The sequence below is a fragment of the Dysgonomonas sp. Shenzhen-Wh21 genome (assembly GCF_043392705.1).
Lineage (GTDB): Bacteria > Bacteroidota > Bacteroidia > Bacteroidales > Dysgonomonadaceae > Dysgonomonas.
The window spans coordinates 42,821-66,813 of sequence record NZ_JAIXHZ010000078.1; the positions used below are offsets into that span (position 1 = coordinate 42,821).

Genomic DNA, 23,993 nt, shown 5'->3' on the forward strand with positions numbered 1-23,993 from the left:
TGTTTTATTTGTCCCAACAAGGGATTCGAACGGGCATTTATCTCCTGCTTATATCTTATTTATTCTCTTTTATTGTATATTGGTGAACGCCTGAACCTACAGTATATTCTTTGTCTGCATATATCGTTGCAGTAGATCCGGCAGGAATGGTTACCGAAAGTTTTATCTTATCTCCCTGTCTCTTCCACTCCGATTTTATCAAACCTCTCACAGAATTATATTCGCCCTTAACCCATTCCAAGTCTTTCACAAAATGAGGTCTGATGATTACGTTCTGAAATCCGGGTTGGTCTTTGTCGAGATTGATCCCTGCCAATGTGTTGTACATCCATGCACTGATATCTCCCATAAATATGTGGTTGATAGATGCATCGCGGAACTCAGGACTAAGTGTCCATGTTTCGGCAAGGGTGCTGTATCCTTGTGTTTCTACCCAGTAGCCCCACGATGGAGCTTCGGTCTTGGTTGCCATTTTGTAAGCGTCTTCTACATATCCGTATTTGGTAAGCATAGCAGGAACGGTTTTGCTGCCCAACAGCCCAAAGTCGAGGAAGTAATTATTCCCCGAAACGGTTTTGTGCAAATTGTCGGCAACCAGCTGTTCTTTTCCTTCGGGAACTATTCCTATATACAGGGCTACCGCCTGAGCTGTTTGAGTACCATTGGCATAAACGCCTGTTTCGGCATTGAAGAACTTGTTGTTTATCAGTTTTTTCAACTGCTCTGCTTTTTGTTGATATGGAGTGGCATCTTTTCCTAAGAGTTTGGCAAAGCGTGCCATCAATACATAGTCGTGATAATAGTAGAGCGTTGATGTATAATCGTTCGGTGTTTGAGCTTTGTAAAATACCCAGTCTCCCAATCCAAAGTTCAGGTATCCTCCGTCTACTTCTTTTGTTTTCAGATAATCCAGATATTTGACCATAGTAGGGTAGAGGTGTTCTATGCTTCGGGTCTCGCCATAGTAGTCGTACAGCGCATTGGGAATGATAAACATCGCAGCATCCCAAACAGGCCCCGGCCAGTCGCCGAATCCCCATCCCGAAGATGGAATAATACCCGCAATCACACCGTCTTCACGTTGATTGTCGATGAAGTCGTTCATCCATTTTTCGTACAAGGTGATTCCATCAAAGTTGAGCAACGCCAAGTCGATAGCAACATGTGCATCTGCCGTCCATCCGTTCTTCTCACGTTGAGGACAATCGGTAGGAATACTGTGTAAGTTGCCTTGATAACTTTGGTTTGTTGCCGCCCATATCTTGTTCAACAGGTTGTTTGAACTGCTAAAATTACCCACCTGAGGGATATCTGTGTGCAGGAATAATCCTGTCAGGTTATCCACAGTAAGTGTTACAGGGCGATCACTTTCCACTTCTATATACTGGAAGCCATGATAGCTGAACTGAGGTGTAAATTCTTCTTCTTTTCCTGTACCTTTCAGGATAAAAACATCTTCTTGAAATACTTCTCCTTTTTTCTCAGGGCGATAATAAACATTGATATTGCCTTGCTCGAGTCGTCCGTCTGCTTTTAGTAATTCTCCGTGGCGTAGTTTGAATGTCGTGCCGACTTCTCCTTTTACCGACAAACGGCAAACTCCTGCAATATTTTCTCCTAGATCGAAAAGATATATTTTATCTCCGAATGATTTTACTGATTTTGGCTTGATCTCTTTTACTGCACGGATTCCCGGCATTTGCTGAGCAGTTAATATCGGAGCAGGTTCTTTTGAAGGTTGTACTTTGCTCCACTTAGAGTCGTCAAAGTTGGCAGTGTTCCATCCTGTTTCTTCGAGGCGGGCATCGTACCTGTCGCCACTGTATATATTGTTATATGTATAAGGTCCTATGTTGGTTTTCCACGATTCGTCTGTGGATATGATGTCGGTAGAACCGTCATCGTATACAAGCCTTAGTTCGCTCAGCAAACTAGGGCGTTCGCGCCAGCGGGCTCTTTCGAAGTCCCATACGGCTTTGCTCTGGCAGTTGTAAAAACCGTTTCCGAGAACTGCCGCAATGGCGTTGTCTCCTTCGGTGATAAGATGTGTTACATCGTGTGTAACATATAAAATGCGTTTGTCGAAATGTGTGTAACCCGGATCAAGGAAGTTTTCACCTACTCTTTTTCGGTTTATAAACATCTCGTAATATCCTGTGCCGCTGACATAGACACGGGCTGAAATTAATTTCTTTGTAGTCTTAAATTCTTTTCTGAATAATGGTGCAGGTTCAAACTCTTTGTCGTGCGAATCTGTGATCCATTTTGCCTGCCAATCAGCTTTCGACATTTTAGCCATTTCGAAATAGCTGATAGGTGATGTGTGGGTTTTTCCTTTCTTGTCCCATACTGTTACAGTCCAGTAATAACGAGTATGTGAAGTGAGTTTTGTGCCCCCGTTGTATATAGCACGGGGTGTTGCGCTTTCTATTTTGTTGGAAGTCCATATATCCGCTTTGCCCGAAGCAAGTAGTTCTTCGCTGCTGGCTATATATATTTGGTAAGCTTCTTGCCTGAAATCTTTGGTATCAGTACCGAACACCCATGTGAAACGAGGATGTTCGGCATCGATACCTATAGGGGAATCTAAATACTCGCATTGAGTTTTTACGATTTTAGTGTTTTTTGAAACACTGCCACAAGCACTTGCTAAAAAGGCTAAAATAACGGAAACTGCAATCAGGAGCTTTAGATTCTTTTTCATTAAAGGTTTTATTTTATTGCGTTTAACATATCAATTCTACCTTCGTTTACCTGCTTTAAGATCAATTCGCCAAAAAGTGTGTTTTGCCATGCAAACCATGCGCGGGTAAACTTTTCAGGGTTGTCTTTATTGAACGATTCGTGCATAAATCCTGTTCCGGCATCGGTATCCATAAGCATTTTTATACATCTCTGAATTTCTTTTTCGTCACGGCTAGTGAATGCTTTCATCATGATACTCATAGGCCATATCATATCATATCCGATATGGGGACCACCAATACCTTCCCCTGCTGTTCCTTTGAAGAAATATGGATTATCTTTACTCCACACATATTTTCGTGTGTTCTGATAGATAGGGTCATTAGCATCCATATCTCCTAAGTAGGGCATTGCCAATAAACTGGGCACATTGGCATCGTCCATAAAATACTGGTTTCCAAATCCGTCTACCTCGAAGGCATAGATCTGACCGTATTTAGGATGGTTAAAGATAGCATATTTTTTTAAGGCTGTCTCAACTTCTTGTGCCAAATTTTTACATTTTTCTGCTAACTCAGGCTTCTTGTTTACTGTTGCCAATATCTCGGCTGCTTTTCTTAACGAAGTAACAGCAAAAAAGTTAGATGGAACTAAAAACTGAAATGTTGTGGCGTCGTCCGACGGGCGGAAAGCCGATGCAATAAGTCCTACAGGATTGACAGGGTTGCCCCATCCGTCGTTATTCATGGTATCGAGTTGACGCTCTGTTTTGCGTTGGAACTTGTACGGGCCATTACCATTCTTACGTTGTTGTTCGTGGAATGTTTGTAATACCAGTTCGATCGCTTGCAACCACTCTTCATCAAAGATGCTTGCATCTCCTGTTGTTTTCCAGTAATGGTATGCCAAGCGTATCGGGTAGCAAAGCGAGTCTATCTCCCATTTGCGTTCGTGTAACTCCAGCTTCATATCCGTCATGTCGCTCATCCATTGGTGATCGGGATTCGGGTCGTGCGGATCAAGAAAAGCATTGGCATATGGGTCGATAATGATACATTTAAATTGTCGGCGGATAACTCCGGCAAGCATTGCCTTCAGTTCGGGATCACTGTTTGCCAATTGCACATAAGGCCACACCTGAGCGCCTGAATCGCGAAGCCACATAGCGTGTATATCCCCTGTGTACACCACAGTGTCGTCTTTGCCGTTGGTTTTGCGATAGCGGACAGTGGTGTCCAGTGTGTTTGGAAAACAGTTTTCGAACATCCATGCCAGTTTCGGATTTTTGATCATTTTCTTAATCCGTACTATCTCACTTTCTACAGCCTTCGATTTGAATAATCTTTGATCAACGGGTGGACGGTTGCTTTTAAAGTCGGTAGGAACGTTATAGCTTACCACCGTATTATCCTTTCGGATAGTTATGTCATGAGCCGCCGCTTTTCCTCCCATTAGTAATGTTGCAGCCGCTACGGCGCATAATCCAATGTTTTTCTTTCTTTTCATGTCTTCTTTATGTTGATTTTTTCATTTATTGATAGATGCAAGCTTGCCATACATTTCTACCATTGCGGCTTGTGTAAGCAACCACTTTTTCTCATCTTTTTGCTTTCCGCTCCAGTCTGTATTGAACAGTCCGTTGCCTTCACGCATGTTGTTCCATGCATAATCCATATTTTTTTGGAAAGCATCTATATATGTTTTGTCATTATCCAAATGATATAATTCAACAAATCCCCTAAGCATAACCGCAATAAACCATACATCGTTTTTCTTCAACAGTTTGAATTGTTGTCCGTCAGAAGTCGTAAAATCTGTAAAGAAATAATTATATGCAGATTTTGCAATGTTCTGGGCATCGGTAAGATAAGCCTTGTCTTTTGTGAGCTTATACAACAAAGATGCAGATTGTAGCATCTGCCCGCTATTGTATGGAAATTTAGCCTCACCTATTTTTCCGTCCAGCCTTATGTTGTCAAAGTACAAATAGTCGGAAGGGTCTTGCAGGTGTTTTTTTGTCCACTCATACAGGGTTTTCCCTTGTTGAAAATAAGTGCTGTCTTTGGTTGCCTCAAATAGTTTGAGCGCAAACACTGCTCCGGGTGCATTGGAACATGTGTTTTTTGATTCTCTTTTTTGTTCGCACCAATAGATTCCGCCACCCAGATTATAATCGATACCGCTGGCTACGAATTGCCATATCATTTTGGCCTTTTGCAGATACTTGTCTTCTTTGGTTAGCGTGTAAGTATCTGTAAAGTCGATACCCAGCCATACATTGTCGTCATAAAACCGATCGGACTGAGGTGCAGTGTTTATATATGACGCATAAGCAGGTGGATTCCTCTTTTGATCGAAATACTCTTCCAGTCCGGGGAGTACTTTCGAATCAAGGATTTCCTGATATTTTTTATCCTTGGTTGTTTCAAACAAGGCGTTTACAGCAGAGAATGTTCCTGAGTAAGGCCATAGGTACGAATATTGGTTCGGAATATTCGCTTGCTCTTGCGATGCCAGATACGTAGCCGTATACTTGTCATCGAAAGGATAGTTTTCACGTAGCAACCGGGTATCGGGTGCCGAATAATTTTGATACAGAGAGTCCAGCGTTAGCTGGGCTCTCTGTAGATTAGAACTCGTATTGCCTTTGTCTTTTGGGCTACAGCCTATTGTGGCAACACTAATTGCAAATAAAAAAATGTACGTAAGTTTCATTATCTTTTACTTTTTCAAATTCTCGTATGCAGCTTTTGCCTCTATCAGCATACAACCACTGGCTTGTGATGTAAGTTGGGTAAAGCTTACCGGAGAAGAGTCCCACGAAGAACCAAACAGAAGGTTGTCTTCATACTCTCCTTTTTTGTATACACCGGTAGTCCAAAGTACATAGGCATTGTTGTTTAAGAAAGTGACAAATTTATGACGGTATGCTTCATCCAAGTCGTTAACTTTGATAAGCTCGAGGAAGTAGCGCATGAATATTCCTTTAAACAGACCATTGTCTCCCGTTCCTTCGTCTCTCAATACATTGCTGCTTGAGTTTATAAGCGTAGAGATGGTATAATTGGCTGCTCTTTTTGCATCATTCAAATATACGATATCTTTGGTAATATTATACAATTCTACTCCTGCTCCCACGTAAGTACCTTCGTTGTATGTAAGAGCAGAGCCTTTCACTTCACCCGATTCTACAATGATATTGTCTTTCACCTCGCCTGTCGAAGATACTACCAGCGTTTGTTTTTGCCAGTCGTATATTTTCTTCGCCCATTCGAGGTCTTCTTCGTTCTCAGTTATTTGATACAGACGTGCTCCGATGATGGCTGCGGGAGCATTTGAGCAAGCATTCTTTGTAAAGGCTACCCACGATCCGGTGCACCATCTGATACCACCGCCTACGTCTTCAGACCATGCATCTTTGATCCAGCCCCACAACTGTTGAGCAGCATTTAAGTATTTTTGATCTTTTGTGATATTATACAGGCGGATCATAGTCAGTGCGTTCCACTCCATATCATCGACATAGGCATTCTCGTAAGTATTTCCGTTTTTTATCTTCACGCCCACAAACCATTTGTCGAAGTAAGCACTGTATTTACTATCGTTTGTGCGCAGATAAGCATCTATCACTACATCCATTGCATGAGCATTGGGCCAATAGTGGAATGTAAGTTCCTTGTCGTCGTTTCCGTAATTGAAATAGTTGCCTGTTTCGTTCCAGAATTTATTTATCAAAGCATTAGATGCACTATCGGCTGCGGCATTCCAATCGTATTCTATCAAAGTTCCGTACGAATACTCATCCTTGGGATCGTTGCAAGATGATAGGGCTAGCAAAACTAATGCTATAAACCCGAAATATATATTTTTCATAAGCTTCATATTCTTTATATCTAAGGAGATTGACCCTACGGTTTTCTTTCGGGTCAATCTTCCCGATTAATATCAGATTTTATTTATCAGAGAGAAACCTCATGAGTATAAGTATCTCCGGCCATTTTTACAGTAAGATTAACGGTTTTTCCATCAAAGTCGCTTGCAAATTTCCATTTGTGATCCCATTGAGATATAGAAGTGTATATAGCTAAGTTGTAATAGCTGGCTGTTCCCGAAGGTGTACCATCTTCATTGGCATTAGCCGGACCCCAATCTTCTTTAGACTCTGTACCTTTCGAATCTTTGAGTGATACTCTGAATTTGTAACGTTGGTCTCTACCCCACGATTCTTGTTTGAATGTAACAGGACCTGCTCCTTTCCAAACACCTTTTCCTTGGTAAGACAGTTTCCATTCAACACTATTTGTTGGGCAGAACCAGAATCCTACTTCTGTAATTTCCACTGGGGTAGAAGCTGAAGCTGATCCGAAATCAATTTTGATGCGATATACACCATTCAATGTATTGGCTGTACCTTCAGTACCTTCTTTTAACTTACCGTCTGCAATATAATATTCAGCAGGACTTCCCGATTTGGAGTCTACAAATTTGTATGTGCCACCTGCAACAAGTTTAACATAGACTTCGTACTCACCTTCTCCCAAACGGTGCATTGGCAGAGCATTGCCCAAGTCGCTTCCTACCTCAGAGCCTTCTCCTGTGATGAAAACCTGTCCCGGATCTTCCAATCCTTCGATTCTTGTAACTGTAATCTTATTGCTTACTTTGCTTATTTTCTGGTTAATACCTCTCGATGAAGCTACAGTCCAAGCCAAAGTTATTGTTTCACCCGGTTCGGCTCCTGCTAATGCTGCTACTTTGTTTAATATTTTGTGAGAGATATCTGCTCCGCTGGAATATCCGTTAAGATCTGATGAAAGTACGAAAAGTGGGCTTGAAAAATCTCCTCCATCTTTATCAAAATACACTTCATACAAAGGTGCACCGCCATCTTGGGCAATGGCAGGTTCCCAAGAGAAGTAAAGAGAACCGCTTGATGTAAGGTTTATTGCTTTTTCGGTAGCCGGCTCATATAGCTTTTTTACTTCGGTAACATCTGCGTTTTTAAATTCCATGTCGTCTGTTCCGCATGCAGACATTAGCATAACAAATGAAAGCAATACGAATATGTTGTAAAATATCTTTTTCATAATAGTATGTTTTTTCTATTTAATTAATCTTTAGGTTATTTATTCGGAGTAACCGGGATTGTTTGGTTTTAGATTCGGGTTCTTAACTATTTCTTCGATAGGCACCGACCATAGATAGTCTTTACCTTCATTGAATTTTCTTGAATCCAATGTTATATACGAAGAATTGTTGTTTGCGAATTTAGCTCCGTTCACTACTCCATTCAGATATTTTGTTCCTTCTTTCCATCTTACGATGTCGTAGTAGCGCAGTCCTTCGAATACTAGTTCTATGCGGCGTTCGCGGTGAATTAATTCACGCATTTCGGCTGTAGATAATGTAGAAGGATAATTCAAGGCACTGGCTGCTGTAAATCCTGCTCTTGTGCGGATTTTCTTAATGGTAGCATCCCATACCGATTGGTTCATCTTGTTTTGTTCGAGCATTGCCTCTGCGTACATTAATAAAACGTCGGCATAACGGAACATGATAATATTGTTCTCTTGTGCATAGTCTTTTAATGTTTTTCTGGATTGCGGATCAAAATACTTGCGTGTATAGTAACCTGTTACCGACTTGTTGGAGCTCACACTTTCCCAAGAGTCTTTGGTTCCTGTTCCATAAGCAGTACGTATAGTTGATACTTTTCCGTTCTCATCTACCCAATTGAATCCATCATAAACAACACTTGCTGTCAGGCGCGGGTCTCTGTTGGTATATGGAGAGCTTGGATTATATGCAGGGTCTTTACTGATTGTATAACCATTGATTGTCCAATAGTCGTCTACAAGTGCTTGTACCGGTGCACATGAGTTTAAGAAAGCTCCCAAAGTCATTGGTACGCGTGCATACATCTCAGTCCATGTGCGGTTTGTAGTTGCATAGCCATAGTCGAGAATAACCTCGTTGTTATACTTGTTTTGAGATTGGAACAAGCTTTCATAATCGCCAAACAGTTCGTAAACACCATATTTGCCTTGCTGATTGATAAGCATATCGGTATATTTTTCGACCATTGGCCAATTGTTTTCATACAGATAAGCTCGTGCTTGGAATGCAACAGCTGCAGCATTGGTTATACGTCCTTTGTTGGTTATCGCACCTTTTGAAGGCAGTATGTCAATGATTTCGTCGAGTTCGTCATGTACAAACTGCAAAACAACAGACTTCTGTGTGCGTGATATGGTCTTCGCCTGAGCCAGCGTAATGTCTTCTGTGAAGAAAGGAACGTCACCGTAGAAATAAGCCAAGCGGAAGAATAGAAAGGCTCTGATGAAGCGAATCTCTGCTTTTCTTGTTGCTTTAAGGTTTTCGTCCATACCGGGTACACGGTCTACATTCTCTAAGTATTTATGACATGTTTTGATGCCTTCATAAGCCCATTTCCATTCGCTGGCAAATAGCCCGAGAGAAGGTGTTGCCAAGCCGTTACGGATTTTACGAGGATCGTTGTCATCTCTGGCCTGAATAACATTGTCGCTCAAGGCTTCGTCTGTCCACATTTTTCCTGCACCATACATTTGGTTGTATGCCATATTGACCAATAGTTCTGAATTTTCAACTGATTGCCAGTATGTTTCATCTGTATGCTTGTCGTAAGGCATTTGGTCGAGGTTGTTACACCCTGTGAATATAAACGCTCCCATTGACAATAAGAACAGATATTTTATTATATGTCTTTTTTTCATTTTTGTATCGTTTCTTTTGTTAGAATTCAATGTCTAATCCAAAACCAAAATACTTGAGGGTAGGATAGTTACGTGCACTATTGGCATTTCCTCCCATGTTTGAATCAAATTCGGTAGATTCGGGATCGATCCAAGAGTTTTTACTTAATGTAAACAGATTCTGAGCATTTACATATGCACGGACTCTTTGCAACATCAGTTTATTTGTCAGGCTTTTAGGGATGGTATATCCTAGTTGTATATTTTTCAGTCTTAGATATTTTCCGTCAAATCGGTTGATTTCCGACCCCATACCATAGTTGTTAGAATTGGAAACCGATCCTATTCCTGCCAAACGAGGGTAAGTGGCATCGGTATTTGTTGGAGACCAAAAGTCTAGCTGATGTTTGTAAATAGCATACGAATAATTGGAGTGGAATGGTTCTACCAACTCGCCACGGACCATCATATCACGTTTTCCAACACCTTGAATAAAGAAGTTAAAGTCAAAGCCTTTCCATTCTAGGTTGTAAGTGAATCCGAATGTGTAACGAGGGAATCCATTTCCTAAGACGAAACGGTCTTTTTCGTCGATCACCCCGTCGTTGTTACGGTCTACATATTTTACATCGCCCGGGCGAAGGTCTGAAGATGAAATACCTGCTGGTAAGGCTGATGTTTGGATTTCTTCCATTGTTTTAAAGTAGCTGTCGATTTTATATCCGTAATAAGAACGGAATGGTAGCCCTACTTCTTTCATTATGAAGTATTCGTCAGCTTTCGAAATTTCCCTACCTCCTACAAGTTTTGTGACTTTATTTTGAGAATCTCCTATATTTCCCGAAAAATCATGAGAAAACTCTCCTGTTTTCAGATGATAGTTTAGTGTAATTTCCCAACCGTGATTTTTCATTTCTCCGATGTTTTCGGAGCTAAGAGATGTTCCAAATACAGTAGGTACTTGTGGTGCTAAAAGGATATCTGATGTTGTTTTGTGGAAATAATCGAATGTTCCCGATAGAGCTCCTCTAAGGAATGAGAAGTCTGCTCCGATGTTGAATGTTTTTGATTTTTCCCATTTCAGGTTCTCATTACCAAATTTATATCCTGCTCCACCTACAACGTCATTGTCAAATGCGTACGTGTTTGAGTATAAACTGTAGGTAACAAGGGTTTGATACGGATCTATATTTTGGTTTCCTAAGATACCATACGATCCACGAATTTTAAGATCACCCAGTTTGTCTTTATAGAAGCCCATGAATGATTCGTCGGATATTCTCCATCCCAAAGATAAAGAAGGGAAGAAGCCCCAACGATTTGCTTTCGCAAACTTTGAAGAACCGTCTTCACGGAAACTGAATTCAGCGTAATATCTCTCCAAATAATTGTAGGAAGCACGTCCGAGTACAGAAGTAATACTTTCTTTTCTTCTGCCTTCAAGCGAAGACTTTCCTGATTCAGGAGTTTCTGTCGGAACGCCTAAGATAGGGTCTGTATTAATGAATTTTACTTCATTGCTTTTGAATGTATACGACTCGTTCGTTGCTCCGAACAACAGGGATAGATTGTGAGAATTGTTGAATGTCTTTTGATAATCCGCCAAAAGCTGGTAGTTCATCAAGCGTTTATTCTCATTGTAATCTTCTGTATTCCTCTTAGCATTCATTTTCATGTCGGGGATTGTATTGTTCTCGTTGTTATACAAATCCACCTCTTTTCTTCTAATGAAACGATGATAAGCGTATATATCAGCTCCCACAACTCCACGCAATTTCAATCCGTCGATGATTTTTACTTCAAGATTAATGTTTGCATTAATGTAGTCGGTATTTCCTTTCTCGTATCCCGATTCTTTTAATCCTGCCAATGGGTTTTGGTCAGTAAGCAAGCTATTTACAAGATACTTGCCATTGTCGGCTTGCATTTTAGTCCAGTAGTATGAAGGTATACGCGATGAGTTGATAATCGCATTTCCATCAACCGATTTCTTTCCGTCGTCGCGGGTATATGATAAGATTGAAGAAAGCTTGAATCGTCCTACCTCTGTCGAAAGATTTGAGCGCAGATTGTAACGTTGTTTACCGTAGTTAGGTCCAACAAAGTTACTCTTCTGATCAAAATACGCTCCGGAGAATAGGTAAGTTGTATTTTCGTTACCACCCGAAACGCTCATATTGTACGACTGTTGCATTGCCGATTGTATAATCTTGTCAAAGTTCCAGTACTCTTCGCTTCGGTGATCGTATAGGTCACGTACTTCTGCGGGTGAATACATTGCGCTTTGCCCTACATTTGTCAATGACAGGTTCTTCAATATCGCATTTTGATATCCTTCTACCGGTCTGTACAAAATGGTAGGGTCTTGTGTACCAAGCTGCATTCCGAGACGAACGGTAGGGCGTTGATTTTTCTTCCCACTCTTGGTTGTAACCAATATAACACCATTTGCAGAACGTGACCCATAGATGGCAGCCGTTCCCGCATCTTTCAGTACCGAAACATTATCAATATCGCCGGGGCTTAGTTTGTTCAAACTGGAGTTGTCGGTTACTAATCCATCGATAACGATCAGAGGAGAATTGTTATTCATGGTAGATAGCCCTCGAATGTTGATATTCATGTTGTTGTCATTCGGGTCCATGCTGCGTTGTTGGATTGTCAAACTAGGTGAAGCTCCTTGTAAGGCTTGAGTAACATTAGCCACCGGACGTTCTTCTATCGTTTTTGCCTTTACCTGATCAACGGCACCCACTGCGCTTTTGCGGGTAGTAGTACCGTAACCGATCACAATAACTTCATCCAGAACCTTTTGGTCTTCCTTCAGTTTTATCTGAAAGTTGGAGTTGTTTCCTACTGTAATATCTTGTGTCAAAAATCCGACATAGGATATTTGTAATACATCATTTTTGTTACACGAAATAGAAAAATTACCGTCCAGGTCGGTCATTGTTCCATTTGTTGTACCTTTTATTACTACACTAACACCAACAAGAGGCTCTCCTGTTTCATCTTTCACAGTTCCTTTTACTGTGTTTTTTGCAGAAGGTGATTGTTGATGCTCATTAATATTGCCAGTCTGGGCATTTAAGATGCATGGTGTCCCAATAAATAACAGGGACAAGACTAAACTGACAAAGTTTTTTTTGTACTTTCTCTTAATCATACCATAGTTAGATTTAAATAAAAGATTGTTTTTGATTAATTCGCTTTAGGTCTAAATTTGAAATAGACATTCTGAGCATTTTGATTAAATTAGATTTGGATTAGGTTGATCACTCTTTAGGTTATATTTTTCATTTTTACAGGTTTTAGAGGTTAGTGGTATTAGTCATCTTTTCCGAAAGCAAATATATCTTCTTCTTAAAACCTGCAACAATTGCAGAATATTAATTCTGGAGCCATGTCATAAATCTATACTACATTGTCTCAAATCTATATATGTGGCTTCTGTTAATGCGGATTTGTTTCTCGTTTACTATCTGTAAGATATTTATCTTTGTCATAATCTTATATCAGAATTAGGACAAAATACATCCATGAAAAAATTCGTGTTAAACGCTTCATTTTTTCTGATCGGTCTTATATTGTGTCAGAATATAAATGCATATAATCTCCGCCAGATATCCAACCATGATGGATTGTCAAACAGTGCGATACTTTCTATTTGTCAGGATAAAGACGGCTTCTTGTGGTTTGGCTCTTGTGATGGTCTCAATATGTTTAACGGTCTTAGCATTCGAGTATACAAACCAACGGATGAGAAGAACAACTTGTCGGGTAATCTTATCGAAAATGTATTGGAAACAGAGGATGGTATTCTTTGGGTGTACACAAACTATGGGCTCAACAGGTTGGATAAACGCACTAAAAAGATTGATTCTTTCAATCAGTTCAAAGGGCGCTATTTGATACAAAAAGATAAGAACAACCATATCTTTATTATCAAAGAGGATGATTGTATTTATTATTATAAAAAGGAGACCAAAACCTTTGAGAAGATAATATTAAGAGGATTGAGATATGATGATATTCTCAATTTTGTGATCACTTCCGATAACAAGCTTCAGGTGTTTACAAGAGATCAGTCTAATCCGGCATACCTTATAAAAGAGAGTAGGGAAGGCGATATAAAGCTGGAAAAAGAAAAGCTGTTTTCTCACAATGAAGATCTCCTTTATTGTTTCTACGAAAGAGGTATTGCTGATATCGTCTATTTTATAGATAATACTTACACTTTGTATGAATACCATTTCGCCGATAAGAAAAAATACTATGTCAGGAATCTGAAAGAAATAATACAGAAGAATGGCGAGATATCTTCGGTAATAAAACATCACAACGATTACTTTATCGGATTCAAGACCAATGGGCTGTTGAGATTGAAATATGTATCCGATAAGCTCGATAATTATCAGCCTGAAGATATAGGAATCAAATCGGGTATTTTCTGTTTAATAAATGACCGCTATCAAGATTTGGTTTGGATAGGTACCGATGGACAAGGGGTATATATGTATTCGAATGATATGTACTCGATCAGGTCTGCGGTGTTCAATACGTTTACGGCGAATATCGAAAAGCCGGTGAGAGCTTTGTTTTTGGATAAAGAAAAAACACTGTGGATAGGTACAAAGGGGGATGGGATTGTGAAAATAAAGAATTATGATTTCAATCAAGCTCCTTCTAAATTCTCACTCGAATATAGCAATACAGGAAATACTGCACTCACCGATAATTCTGTATATGCCTTTGCGAAGAGTAAGAAAAATATACTGTGGATTGGTTGCGAAGAAGGACTAAGTTACTATTCGTACAGCGACAGGTCGATAAAGCGAGTGCCGCTGATAGCCAACGGAGAACCTGTAAAATACATACACTCCATCTGTGAGCTTAACGACTCTACGCTATGGCTGGCGACAGTGGGTACGGGGATTGTAAAAGTGTCAGTTGCAGGCACTCAAAATGCTCCTGTATTCAAAAACGCAAGCCGTGTTACGATAAGAGACGGGAGAGACTCTCAGAATTATTTTTTTACAATCTATCAGGAAAACGATTCTATTTTATGGTTCGGAAACCGTGGATATGGTGCATATAGCTTGAATACAAATCAACATAAACTAGATACGCTTGTGCCCGACAAGGGGATAAATCAAACGCTAAATGATATATTCTCCATTATCAAAGATTCGAACAATGCATTTTGGTTTGGTACCAGTTTTGGTTTGGTTAAGCACGTTTCGGGTAGAAGCGACAAGATATTTAACGAAAGAAACGGCTTTCCGAATAATACCATTCATGGTATATTGGCCGACGAGAGAAATAATCTTTGGCTGAGTACTAATAGAGGAATTATCAAATTTAATATAGAACAAGATAATTTTCAAACATATTCAAATCTCAATGGCTTACAAATTATAGAGTATAGCGATGGGGCTTATTTTAAGGATGAAGAATTCGATATCTTATTCTTTGGTGGCATCAATGGCTTTGTGGCTATCTCGGAGACGGGTATGGCTCAGCCCGAGTATTTTCCTCGCATTCAGTTTGACAATCTGATGATTTTTGGTCAGGAGAAAAATATATTCGACTTCTTACAGTCGAATGGAGAAAATGAGACGCTTGAGCTTAATTACAATCAAAACTTCTTTTCTATATCTTTTACTGCACTCGACTACGTAAACGGGAATAATTACACATATTATTACAAACTGGATGACCTGAGTAAACAGTGGATTGATAATGGAACGTCTAATAATATTTCGTTTACAAGTTTATCGCCGGGAGAATACACATTGTTTATAAAGTACATGAACCGTCTTACCGGCAAGGAAAGCCCCGTATATTCGATTACAATAAAAATAACACCTCCGTGGTATCTATCCCCGTTGGCGTATGTGTTGTATGCAACAATGGTGATATCCGTTATATATTTGCTTATACGAGCAGCTATCATAAAAGACAAGAAGAAAAAATATAAGGCGATGATGAAAATAAAACAACGTCATCAGGAGGAAGTACACGAGTCTAAGCTGCGTTTCTTTACCAATATCGCCCATGAATTTTGTACTCCACTGACGCTGATATATGGCCCTTGCAACCGTATCTTGTCGCATGCCGGGTCCGATAGTTTTGTGAGGAAATATACACAGCTTATACAACGGAATGCCGAACGCCTGAATGACCTGATTCAAGAACTTATCGAGTTTAGGCGGATCGAAACCGGTAATAAATCTCCTCAGATAGAGCCGCTCTCGATCACAGATATAGCGCATGATATAAGCGACTCGTTCAACGACTTGGCCGAATCGAAAAACATACAATTCAGCAAGGATATTGAAGGCTCTTTGATTTGGAATTCAGATCGGGGATTCGTATATACCATTTTGTCTAACTTGGTATCGAATGCATTCAAATATACGGCTATCAATGGGTTTATACAGGTTGAAGTATATCAGGAGAACGATGAGCTGTTGATGATTATATCCAATACAGGGAAAGGAATTAAAGCCGAAAATATAACAAGGATTTTTGACAGATATAGTATCCTCGACGACTTTGAGAATCGTGAAGGCAAGAGAGAGTTCTCCCGCAATGGTTTGGGATTGGCCATCTCTTATAGTATGGTAAAGCTGCTGGATGGCACGATTGAGGTAAACAGCATACTCGATGAGCGTACCGACTTTATTGTGAAACTACCGCAAAAGGAAGTTTCCGATGTGCTGATTGATAAAAATCAGGCCTTACCCGAAATCACTATCAGAAAAGATTATGAACCGATGATGGAGCTTCCGAAATATGCATTTGATAAGTTGAAGCCAACAATCTTTATTATCGACGATGATGTGGAAATCTTATGGTTTATCAGTGAGATATTTGCCGATGAGTATAATGTAATTCCTATAGATAAACCATTGCTTGTAGATGAGATGCTGACACAGATACATCCTAACATTATCATTTGTGACGTTATGATGCCCGGCAGGGATGGAATCTCTCTTACGAAGGAAATAAAATCGGATAAAAAGACAGCACACATTCCGATGATATTGGTTTCGGCAAAACATACAATAGAGGAACAAATAGAAGGTTTGTCATCGGGCGCAGAGATGTACCTTGCCAAGCCTTTTAATGCAGACTATTTGCGCACATCTGTAAAGCATCTTATTTCGCGCAAAGAGACGCTGAAGGACTATTTCAGTTCACCGTTAAGTGCATTTGACCTATCCGAAGGTAAGATGACTCACAAGGAGAATACAAAGTTTATTCAGGATATCTACAATATCATCGAAAAGAATATAATGAATAGCAAACTCTCGGCTCAGTTTATTGCCGCAGAACTGAATATGAGCCCACGTCACTTGTATCGTAGGTTGAGCGAAGTAGAAAGTGATAGTCCCGCAGATATGATACGGGAGAGCCGTTTGTACATAGCCCGAAACTTATTGCTAAATACTAAAATGACAATTGATGAGATAATTTATAAATCGGGATTCTCCAACAGAGCCACCTTCTTCAGGCAGTTTGCTCAAAAGTATGGGTGTACACCTAAGGAATATAGAGATAGGGAAATGTATGATGTGTAGTGTGAAAATATAAAGTAAAGTCACAATAAAAAAGCTCTGATAAAACTATCAGAGCTTTTTTTGTATGATTTATAACTAACGAAGATTAGTTAGTAATGCCTAATTTAGCTTTTACTTTAGGTGCAGCATCTACAGCAGCCGTAGGGCTTGTATAAAGAGTTGCAGCAGCATTAAAGATATAAGTATAGCCATTTTCGTCGCCAACATCTTTGATCGCTTTTCTCAATTTTTCTTGCAATGGAGTGATCAATGCTTGTTGTTCTTTTTCGTATTCTTGTTGGCTTGTTTGCAAGAATGTTTGATATCTGTTTTGCAGATCTTCCAACTGTTTTTGTCTGTCAAGTACGATCGATTCGGTAAGCCCGGTTGTATCTGCCTTGAAAGCCTCAACTTTATCGTTGTACTCTTTTTCTAAAGCTGTCAGATTTTTTCTTATCGTCTCGCTTTTTGTTGCAAGTTTAGATTCAACTTCTTTTAGTTCCGGCATTTTAGAGAACACCTCTTCTGCATTTATAAATGCCAATTTATCTTGTGCAAATATTGAAACCGGAGCAACAATCAGCAGCAATAAAAATAGTTTTTTTAACATAGTGTATAAGTCTATTTGATTAGTTATTCTTTATTTAGGTGACAAATATAAATAATTATTTTGAATATCCGAGCTTTGCTAAAACTTCATTACTTATATCTATTCGGGGGGAAGCAAAAATAACACTTTCGGCTGATGATCTGTCCATCACTAGCTGATATCCTTTGGCTTCCGATATCTCTTTTATTGCGTTGTAAATGTCGTCCTGTATGGGTTTTACAAGGGCTTCTCTTTTCTTGAAAAGCTCGCCTTCGGGCCCAAAATATTTACGATTCAATTCTTGCAAACTCTTTTCTTTTTCTACAATTTCGTTTTCTCTTTTAGTCTTTTGTTCTCCCGATAGAAAAACAAGGTCAGACTGATACGACTTGTACATATTTTTTACTTCCTGCTGTACTTTGTCAACTTCTCCCTGCCATTTTTTAGACATTACGTTTAGTTGCTCCTGAGCAGTTTCGTACGTGCTTATATTTTTTAATATATATTCCATATCTATCAATGCAAACTTCTGAGCATAGCTTCCGGCTGCAATTCCGATAAATAGAGCAAATAGTAATAATAATCTTTTCATAACTGTCAAATTTAATGTGTTATATCTATTAGACGCACAGTTAATCTTTTAGTTTAGTAACTTGCTTATAAATAATGTTAAAAGGCTTTTTAGAACTCTTGTCCAATGATAAAGTGGAATTGGCTTCCGCTGTTATCACGAGATCCATTGATCGGGTCGAATCCGTATGCCCAGTCTATACCCATTAGTCCGATCATCGGTAGCATGATACGTGCTCCAAATCCTGCCGAACGTTTAAGATCGAATGGATTGAATTTATTCAGATCACTCCAAGCGTTACCTGCTTCAACAAAACCCAGTAGGTAGATCGTAGACGATGGTTCTAGGATAAGCGGATATCTCAACTCAAGAGCCAGACGAGAATATGCACTGGCCTGTGTGCCCAACGATCCGTTTTCATATCCACGAAGTCCGATTGTTTCTGTTGCGTATGTGCTCGAATACCCTGACATACCATCACCCCCCATATAGAATGTTTCGAATGGAGATTTCTTATTCTTGTTGAAATAACCCACAAATCCATACTCGGCACGAGTCATCAATACAGGTGTTTTCACCACATCAGATAATGATGTATATGTTCTTGCTTTAAATTTCCATTTGTGATATTCTATCCATGTGAATTTTTCGCTTGGCTCATAATAGCCATCGATTTTCTTCATCGACGCATAGTCTTTGCCATCCCACAACGAGAATGGAGGTGTTACCTGTAAGCTAAGAGATAGGTCTGTTCCGCGACGTGTGTATATCGGGTTGTCGGTAGATCTTCTGCTCAGTGTAAGATTCAAGCTTAGGTTGTTTGCAATACCATCTTTAACGATGAAGTATGCCCAATCTTTCATGCTATATCTTTGGTAAGACAACTCTGTTTGGAATGTAAAATAGTCATCAGGCCATGTCAAACGTTTTCCGTAACCTACCGATAGTCCGATCATTGTTATCGATTTGTTCGGGTCGGCTGCAAAACTGTAATCTCCGTAGCCACTGCCATAGCCACTACCATAGCCACCATAATAGTTGCTTAGAGCAGAATAACCATAACTGTTGTTTATGTAACGGCTGTTTATGTCTGTTTGACGAGAATAGTAAGCACCTACAGATAAGGAGTTAGGACGTTTTCCTCCAAACCAAGGATCGAAGAATGAAACGGAATAGGATTGATAATACTTAGCATTTGTTTGTGCGCTAAGAGTCAATGTTTGTCCTTCACCTTGAGGAATAATTCCTTTATATGTGCCCGGATTGAATAAGTTTTTCAGAGAGAAGTTTGTAAATTTCAAGCTCAGTTTACCTATAATACCTGTTTGTCCCCATCCCGCAGAGAACTCTACCTGGTCGTTTGCTTTAGACACCAACGGTAAGCCTACATCTACTGTTCCTGAATCCTGATCCGGTTCTATTTTCGGATTATTTAATTGCTCAGGGTCAAAGTGTCCCATTTGAGCTATTTCACGTATCGAACGGATAATGTCATCACGGCTGTATAGAGCTCCCGGCTTTATTCTTAATTCGCGGCGTACGATATCTTCATATACCCTATCGTTACCCGATATAGTTACTTTACGGATTTTAGCTACAGGGCCTTCTGTAATACGTATCTCGAGGTCGATAGAGTCATTTTCTATATTTACCTCTACTGGGTCGGCATTAGAGAATAAGTAACCGTGATTTTGATAGAATACATTCATCACAGCACCTTCGTCTACCGAAAGACGCTCGGTTAGTTTCTTCTGATTGTAAACATCACCCGGTTTCATATTCAACTGAGTTTGCAATTGCCATGTCTGATACACGGTATTACCTACCCATTTGATGTCTTTAATGAAGTATTGTTTACCTTCATCCACTTTTATGTCGATGTTTACCTTATCAGGTTTGCCTTCTGCATCAGCTGTATATACTGTATCCCAAAGGATTGTAGCATCACGGTAACCCAATTCGTTATATTTGGCGATCAAGTTGTTCTTATCTTCTTCAAAGCTTTCAGGTACATACTTTGTAGAACGGAGGAAGTTGGCAAGCCAAGACTTAAAATTGCTTTTATGTCTGGTCTTTTTCATCGCTTTCTCCAGCGTTCTGGTGGCTACCTCTTCATTCCCTTCTATGGTGATTCTGTTCACCTTGGTCTTGTTTTTCTTAACCACATCAATGTTAAGAATAACATGATTTTCTTTCGACAAATCAGGCGTTTCAGTCAGAGATATCTCTGCTTTGTTGAATCCTTTTTCGTCAAAGTATTTTTTTATGATTGTCTTGGCTCTGTCCATTTGGTATGGGGTGATTTGCAGATTTTTCACCATCCCAACCTTAGCGGCGATATCCTGACGTTCCGACTTCTTCATTCCTGTATACACGATATCAGAAATACGAGGCCTTTCTTTCAGGTTGATTTCGAGCCATATTTTATTACCTTCTATTTTTGTAGCGGCAATTTTTACATCCGAGAATAATCCTTGTCTCCAAAAGCGGCGAACTGCATTTGTTACTTCAGGGCCGGGTACCTCTATTATATCTCCGACTTGTAGCTGTGCAAAACCAAACAATGTGTAATCTTCATACATCGGATTCACTAAACCGGTGAGTTTAAGGTCGGCAATTTCATACTTCTTACTGGAGTTGTATGTAATTAGCGGTAAATCCTGAACATTTGCTTCAAGAGCCTTATTCACATTTTTGATTTCGGTGCTGTCTACCCCTTGTGCTTGTATTCCTGTGGATACAAGGCATAGAATAACAGTCAGAAAGAATAAACCTTTATTTAACATATTTGGTCTAAGAATTATTATCGAATAATATTTTTATTAGTATTAATGCTACTCTTATATTTGTGAACCTATGGTTTTGTTGATACCTGTTCACTGGTTTTACCAAAACGGCGTTCCCGGTTTTGGAAATCTACAACGGCCTTGAATAACGATTCTTCGTTAAAGTCGGGCCAAAGCTCATCTGTGAAATAAAGTTCGGAATATGCTATTTGCCAAAGAAGGAAATTGCTGATGCGCAGCTCGCCTCCGGTTCTTACTAATATATCAGGATCGGGAATTCCTTTCGTAGACAAATACTGTGGAATTAGAGATTCTTCGATGTCTTCCAATTTTATTTTTCCGGCTTTCACATCACTTGCTATTGTCTTCATGGCCTTTGTCAATTCCCACTTCGAAGAATAACTCAGAGCCAGCACAACTGTAGTGCCTGTACATACCGATGTTTCATTCAAGCAGAAATCCAGCGCTTTCTGTGTGTCGGCGGGCAGGCGGTCTATATCACCTATCACCTTTACCCGTATATTGTTTTTTATCAGATCAGGGGTTTCGTTGGCTACAGCCTGTATCATCAATGCCATCAGTGCCTTAACCTCTTCTTCGGGTCTCTTCCAGTTTTCGGTAGAGAATGTGTAAAGGGTTATATAGGCTATCTCGGCTTTGGCCGCTGCCTCTATTGTTCTGCGTACAGCAACAATGCCTTCTTTGTGCCCAAAAGAGCGATCCAGATTTTGACTTTTCGCCCAACGCCCGTTGCCATCCATGATTATGGCTACATGTTTGGGTATTCTAGTTTTATCTATTTGGTCAAAATATGACATTTATATTTTATTTTAAATTAATCAGAATTTAAGCAAGGACACACTCTACGTCCGAAATCCCATGTTATGGTAAACATTGTAAGGGAATACCAATCGTTGTTCTTGAATATGCTACCTTTTATCCCATAAGGGCTATCGAGGTCAAATTTACTGTTTTTCTCGGTCACGTCAAATGAGTCGCTGAATAATTTCCTGAAAGAGAATTCAAATCCTATATTCAAGCGATCTTTCATTTTGTATTTCAGCCCGATGCCTATAGGTATATTTGCATCTAAGAATTTCTTCTCTCCCGAAGCAAAAGTTATTCCTACACCTGTAAACACGTATGGTGTTATCCGTTTGGTGCCAAGGTAACTGAACTTATCACTATAATTAAATAAATTGAACTCAATCTGGCTTCCTAATTCGTAAAACATCCTGCTGAAGGATGCTTGCTGATCATGCGGAAATTTATTTCCCATGTTTTTGGTGTCGCCCGATACTTTGCCTATTACAAAGTTGTTTTTTACAGACCATCTTAAGTCTTTATTATATCTGAAAATAACGCCGGCCGATAATCCCGGGTTCTGATATAATTTTGTCTTATTGGCATCTCCCATATAGAAAGATGTGCCCGCCATTCCGCCAATCTCATATTTGTAGTCGTCTTGTGCGTTGAGTGTGATAGACGAGAAGAGAGAGGCTGAAATAAGTATAAAAATTAAAAGTATCTCTTTTCTCATTATAAATTTATTATTCAATATCTATCTTTATCTAACGCAAAAGTAAGACAATAAGTATATCGACTGCCAGTTTTTAACCTGGGGGAACCTTACGGAATAAGACGATTTAAGCGACCTCTCCAAATCTCTTTGACTGGCGTAGATCCTGTTTTTGGTATTCCGCCGAATATCCAAACATAGTTCTCACTATCTACTATTACCGATTGCCCCGAGGCTTTAGGTATACTTGTACTTAAACTTTCTTTGGATGGAGCTAAAATCCATTTAACCCCCATGCTGTCACTTTTATATAGTATATTTCCTGTTAGCGCAAACAAGTATGTGTCGTATAAGAAACAACTGACACCGTCATTCGCACCGAATAGTAAGTTCACTTGGTTTGAACCTAGCTCCAGAAGATTGTCATCTCCGACACGTAAAGACCATGTGAGGTTCGATTGCTGATTGTTGAACCCTCTACCTCCTGTGATGGTTAGCATATTGCTGCTCAGATTTGCCCTGTTGACAAAAGTAACCGGAGAGAAATCTGAAGCCGGAAAGCTTTGGCTTATTTCGTTCGAGGATAGATTGCTACTTAAGTTCTTCACAAGAACCAACGTTTGCATATCTGCTGTTTTAGCGAAGTAGTATTTACCGTCTTGCTCCGTAGCTACTAAGAGTGAATCTTTTGCTGCAGTGGCTCCCGGTAATACGCCATAAATAGCTTTTACTTCGTTGTTCTTGGCTGTCCAATTGATACCATCGGTAGAACTGTATGATTGATTGTTCTTATCTACAACATAGAACGTATTGTTGAATAGTGTTATACTTTCTATTACAATATTTGCAGCCGAAGGTCCTGTTGTTATTGGATGTTTAGACCATGCAAGAGCACTTTTTGATGCTTTATATACAGCTAGGTTGCCGTCTGCAACAGTAAATGTATAGAAGTCATTGTCTTTCAATACTGTTTTTTGTTGTATTCCAACTGCATCGGGTAGTGTACCTACCTTGTGCCATATAATTGTATCGGGGTCTATTTTATGTATTCGTATATCTATCGTATACTCTCTGCTGTCGAGACCATTTGCCGCATATACCTTGATTTTAGGATTTAATGCATAGTTGATAGAATCTGTACCGTTCCATTCTGCAATAGAATCGGGGTATACGAGCTGAAGCTTACCGATGCCGTAAGACGAGTATGTGAGCGTAGTGGCAAATTTCTTTATTTTTGTTTTATATGGCAATGAGTCTATGTTGTAAATGAGGTTTCGACTCTGATCGATTGAAAATTTGGTTTTTGCCATTATAGGATAGTTGACAGAGTCGATAGAAGATACCGCTATGGCTGACAACTTGAACGAATAAATCTGAGCATCGGCAGAACCGCCTTCAGTTGTAGTAGTCGTATTATTATCATTACAAGAACTTAATGCAATGAGTGAAAAAGTTACGAAAAGTAGTAGGTAAGAAAATTTCTTCAACTTCATTATTTTAATCAGTTTTATTCAATATCAATGTGCAAAAATAGAAAGAATTTC

At 39.6% G+C, this 23,993-nt stretch carries 14 protein-coding genes; 1 reads left to right on the forward strand and 13 read right to left on the reverse strand.

Features of this window, described 5'->3' with window-relative positions; genetic code table 11:
- Positions 1-55 precede the first annotated feature (55 nt).
- The 7 genes from LDB17_RS04960 to LDB17_RS04990 all read right to left on the reverse strand — a co-directional run bounded on the left by LDB17_RS04960 (position 56) and on the right by LDB17_RS04990 (position 12,585).
- A complete protein-coding gene (locus LDB17_RS04960; RefSeq protein ID WP_252638402.1) occupies positions 56-2,704 on the reverse strand; it encodes an alpha-L-rhamnosidase in 2,649 nt (882 codons plus the stop codon).
- 8 nt (positions 2,705-2,712) lie between these two features.
- Positions 2,713-4,191 carry a glycoside hydrolase family 125 protein gene (locus LDB17_RS04965; protein WP_252638401.1) on the reverse strand — a complete coding sequence of 493 codons (1,479 nt, stop codon included), beginning with the start codon at positions 4,189-4,191 and terminating at the stop codon, positions 2,713-2,715.
- A 21-nt stretch (positions 4,192-4,212) separates the two neighbouring features.
- A complete protein-coding gene (locus LDB17_RS04970; RefSeq protein ID WP_252638400.1) occupies positions 4,213-5,400 on the reverse strand; it encodes a glycoside hydrolase family 76 protein in 1,188 nt (395 codons plus the stop codon).
- Between the two features lie 6 nt (positions 5,401-5,406).
- Positions 5,407-6,558: a glycoside hydrolase family 76 protein gene (locus tag LDB17_RS04975; protein ID WP_252638399.1), complete on the reverse strand. Its 1,152-nt coding sequence runs from the start codon at positions 6,556-6,558 to the stop codon at positions 5,407-5,409.
- Positions 6,559-6,644: 86 nt separating this feature from the next.
- A complete protein-coding gene (locus LDB17_RS04980) occupies positions 6,645-7,772 on the reverse strand; it encodes a SusE domain-containing protein (protein ID WP_252638398.1) in 1,128 nt (375 codons plus the stop codon).
- A gap of 39 nt (positions 7,773-7,811) precedes the next feature.
- Positions 7,812-9,440: a RagB/SusD family nutrient uptake outer membrane protein gene (locus LDB17_RS04985; protein WP_252638397.1), complete on the reverse strand. Its 1,629-nt coding sequence runs from the start codon at positions 9,438-9,440 to the stop codon at positions 7,812-7,814.
- A 19-nt stretch (positions 9,441-9,459) separates the two neighbouring features.
- Positions 9,460-12,585 carry a TonB-dependent receptor gene (locus tag LDB17_RS04990; RefSeq protein WP_252638396.1) on the reverse strand — a complete coding sequence of 1,042 codons (3,126 nt, stop codon included), beginning with the start codon at positions 12,583-12,585 and terminating at the stop codon, positions 9,460-9,462.
- A 373-nt stretch (positions 12,586-12,958) separates the two neighbouring features.
- On the opposite strand from LDB17_RS04990, the gene LDB17_RS04995 reads away from it, so the two are divergent.
- Positions 12,959-17,005, forward strand: a complete 4,047-nt coding sequence (locus LDB17_RS04995; protein WP_252638395.1) for a two-component regulator propeller domain-containing protein — start codon at positions 12,959-12,961, stop codon at positions 17,003-17,005.
- 85 nt (positions 17,006-17,090) lie between these two features.
- Here the strand turns inward: LDB17_RS04995 and LDB17_RS05000 are convergent, their stop codons facing one another.
- The 6 genes from LDB17_RS05000 to LDB17_RS05025 all read right to left on the reverse strand — a co-directional run bounded on the left by LDB17_RS05000 (position 17,091) and on the right by LDB17_RS05025 (position 23,942).
- Positions 17,091-17,594: an OmpH family outer membrane protein gene (locus LDB17_RS05000; protein WP_252638394.1), complete on the reverse strand. Its 504-nt coding sequence runs from the start codon at positions 17,592-17,594 to the stop codon at positions 17,091-17,093.
- Positions 17,595-17,649: 55 nt separating this feature from the next.
- Positions 17,650-18,165, reverse strand: a complete 516-nt coding sequence (locus tag LDB17_RS05005; protein WP_006843849.1) for an OmpH family outer membrane protein — start codon at positions 18,163-18,165, stop codon at positions 17,650-17,652.
- Positions 18,166-18,254: 89 nt separating this feature from the next.
- Positions 18,255-20,930 carry an outer membrane protein assembly factor gene (locus LDB17_RS05010; RefSeq protein WP_006843848.1) on the reverse strand — a complete coding sequence of 892 codons (2,676 nt, stop codon included), beginning with the start codon at positions 20,928-20,930 and terminating at the stop codon, positions 18,255-18,257.
- Positions 20,931-20,998: 68 nt separating this feature from the next.
- Positions 20,999-21,748, reverse strand: a complete 750-nt coding sequence (locus LDB17_RS05015) for an isoprenyl transferase (RefSeq protein WP_252638393.1) — start codon at positions 21,746-21,748, stop codon at positions 20,999-21,001.
- A 17-nt stretch (positions 21,749-21,765) separates the two neighbouring features.
- Positions 21,766-22,470 carry a DUF6089 family protein gene (locus LDB17_RS05020; protein WP_135104580.1) on the reverse strand — a complete coding sequence of 235 codons (705 nt, stop codon included), beginning with the start codon at positions 22,468-22,470 and terminating at the stop codon, positions 21,766-21,768.
- An 89-nt stretch (positions 22,471-22,559) separates the two neighbouring features.
- Entirely contained in the window at positions 22,560-23,942 is a 1,383-nt protein-coding gene (locus tag LDB17_RS05025) for a DUF6242 domain-containing protein (protein ID WP_252638392.1), read from the reverse strand.
- Positions 23,943-23,993 lie beyond the last annotated feature (51 nt).

Excerpts from the sequence above, each read along its gene's own strand:
- LDB17_RS04960 (WP_252638402.1), bottom strand. The coding sequence starts at position 2,704 with ATGAAAAAGAATCTAAAGCTCCTGATTGCAGTTTCCGTTATTTTAGCC.
- LDB17_RS04965 (WP_252638401.1), bottom strand. The coding sequence starts at position 4,191 with ATGAAAAGAAAGAAAAACATTGGATTATGCGCCGTAGCGGCTGCAACA.
- LDB17_RS04970 (WP_252638400.1), bottom strand. The coding sequence starts at position 5,400 with ATGAAACTTACGTACATTTTTTTATTTGCAATTAGTGTTGCCACAATA.
- LDB17_RS04975 (WP_252638399.1), bottom strand. The coding sequence starts at position 6,558 with ATGAAAAATATATATTTCGGGTTTATAGCATTAGTTTTGCTAGCCCTA.
- LDB17_RS04980 (WP_252638398.1), bottom strand. The coding sequence starts at position 7,772 with ATGAAAAAGATATTTTACAACATATTCGTATTGCTTTCATTTGTTATG.
- LDB17_RS04985 (WP_252638397.1), bottom strand. The coding sequence starts at position 9,440 with ATGAAAAAAAGACATATAATAAAATATCTGTTCTTATTGTCAATGGGA.
- LDB17_RS04990 (WP_252638396.1), bottom strand. The coding sequence starts at position 12,585 with ATGATTAAGAGAAAGTACAAAAAAAACTTTGTCAGTTTAGTCTTGTCC.
- LDB17_RS04995 (WP_252638395.1), top strand. The coding sequence starts at position 12,959 with ATGAAAAAATTCGTGTTAAACGCTTCATTTTTTCTGATCGGTCTTATA.
- LDB17_RS05000 (WP_252638394.1), bottom strand. The coding sequence starts at position 17,594 with ATGTTAAAAAAACTATTTTTATTGCTGCTGATTGTTGCTCCGGTTTCA.
- LDB17_RS05005 (WP_006843849.1), bottom strand. The coding sequence starts at position 18,165 with ATGAAAAGATTATTATTACTATTTGCTCTATTTATCGGAATTGCAGCC.
- LDB17_RS05010 (WP_006843848.1), bottom strand. The coding sequence starts at position 20,930 with ATGTTAAATAAAGGTTTATTCTTTCTGACTGTTATTCTATGCCTTGTA.
- LDB17_RS05015 (WP_252638393.1), bottom strand. The coding sequence starts at position 21,748 with ATGTCATATTTTGACCAAATAGATAAAACTAGAATACCCAAACATGTA.
- LDB17_RS05020 (WP_135104580.1), bottom strand. The coding sequence starts at position 22,470 with ATGAGAAAAGAGATACTTTTAATTTTTATACTTATTTCAGCCTCTCTC.
- LDB17_RS05025 (WP_252638392.1), bottom strand. The coding sequence starts at position 23,942 with ATGAAGTTGAAGAAATTTTCTTACCTACTACTTTTCGTAACTTTTTCA.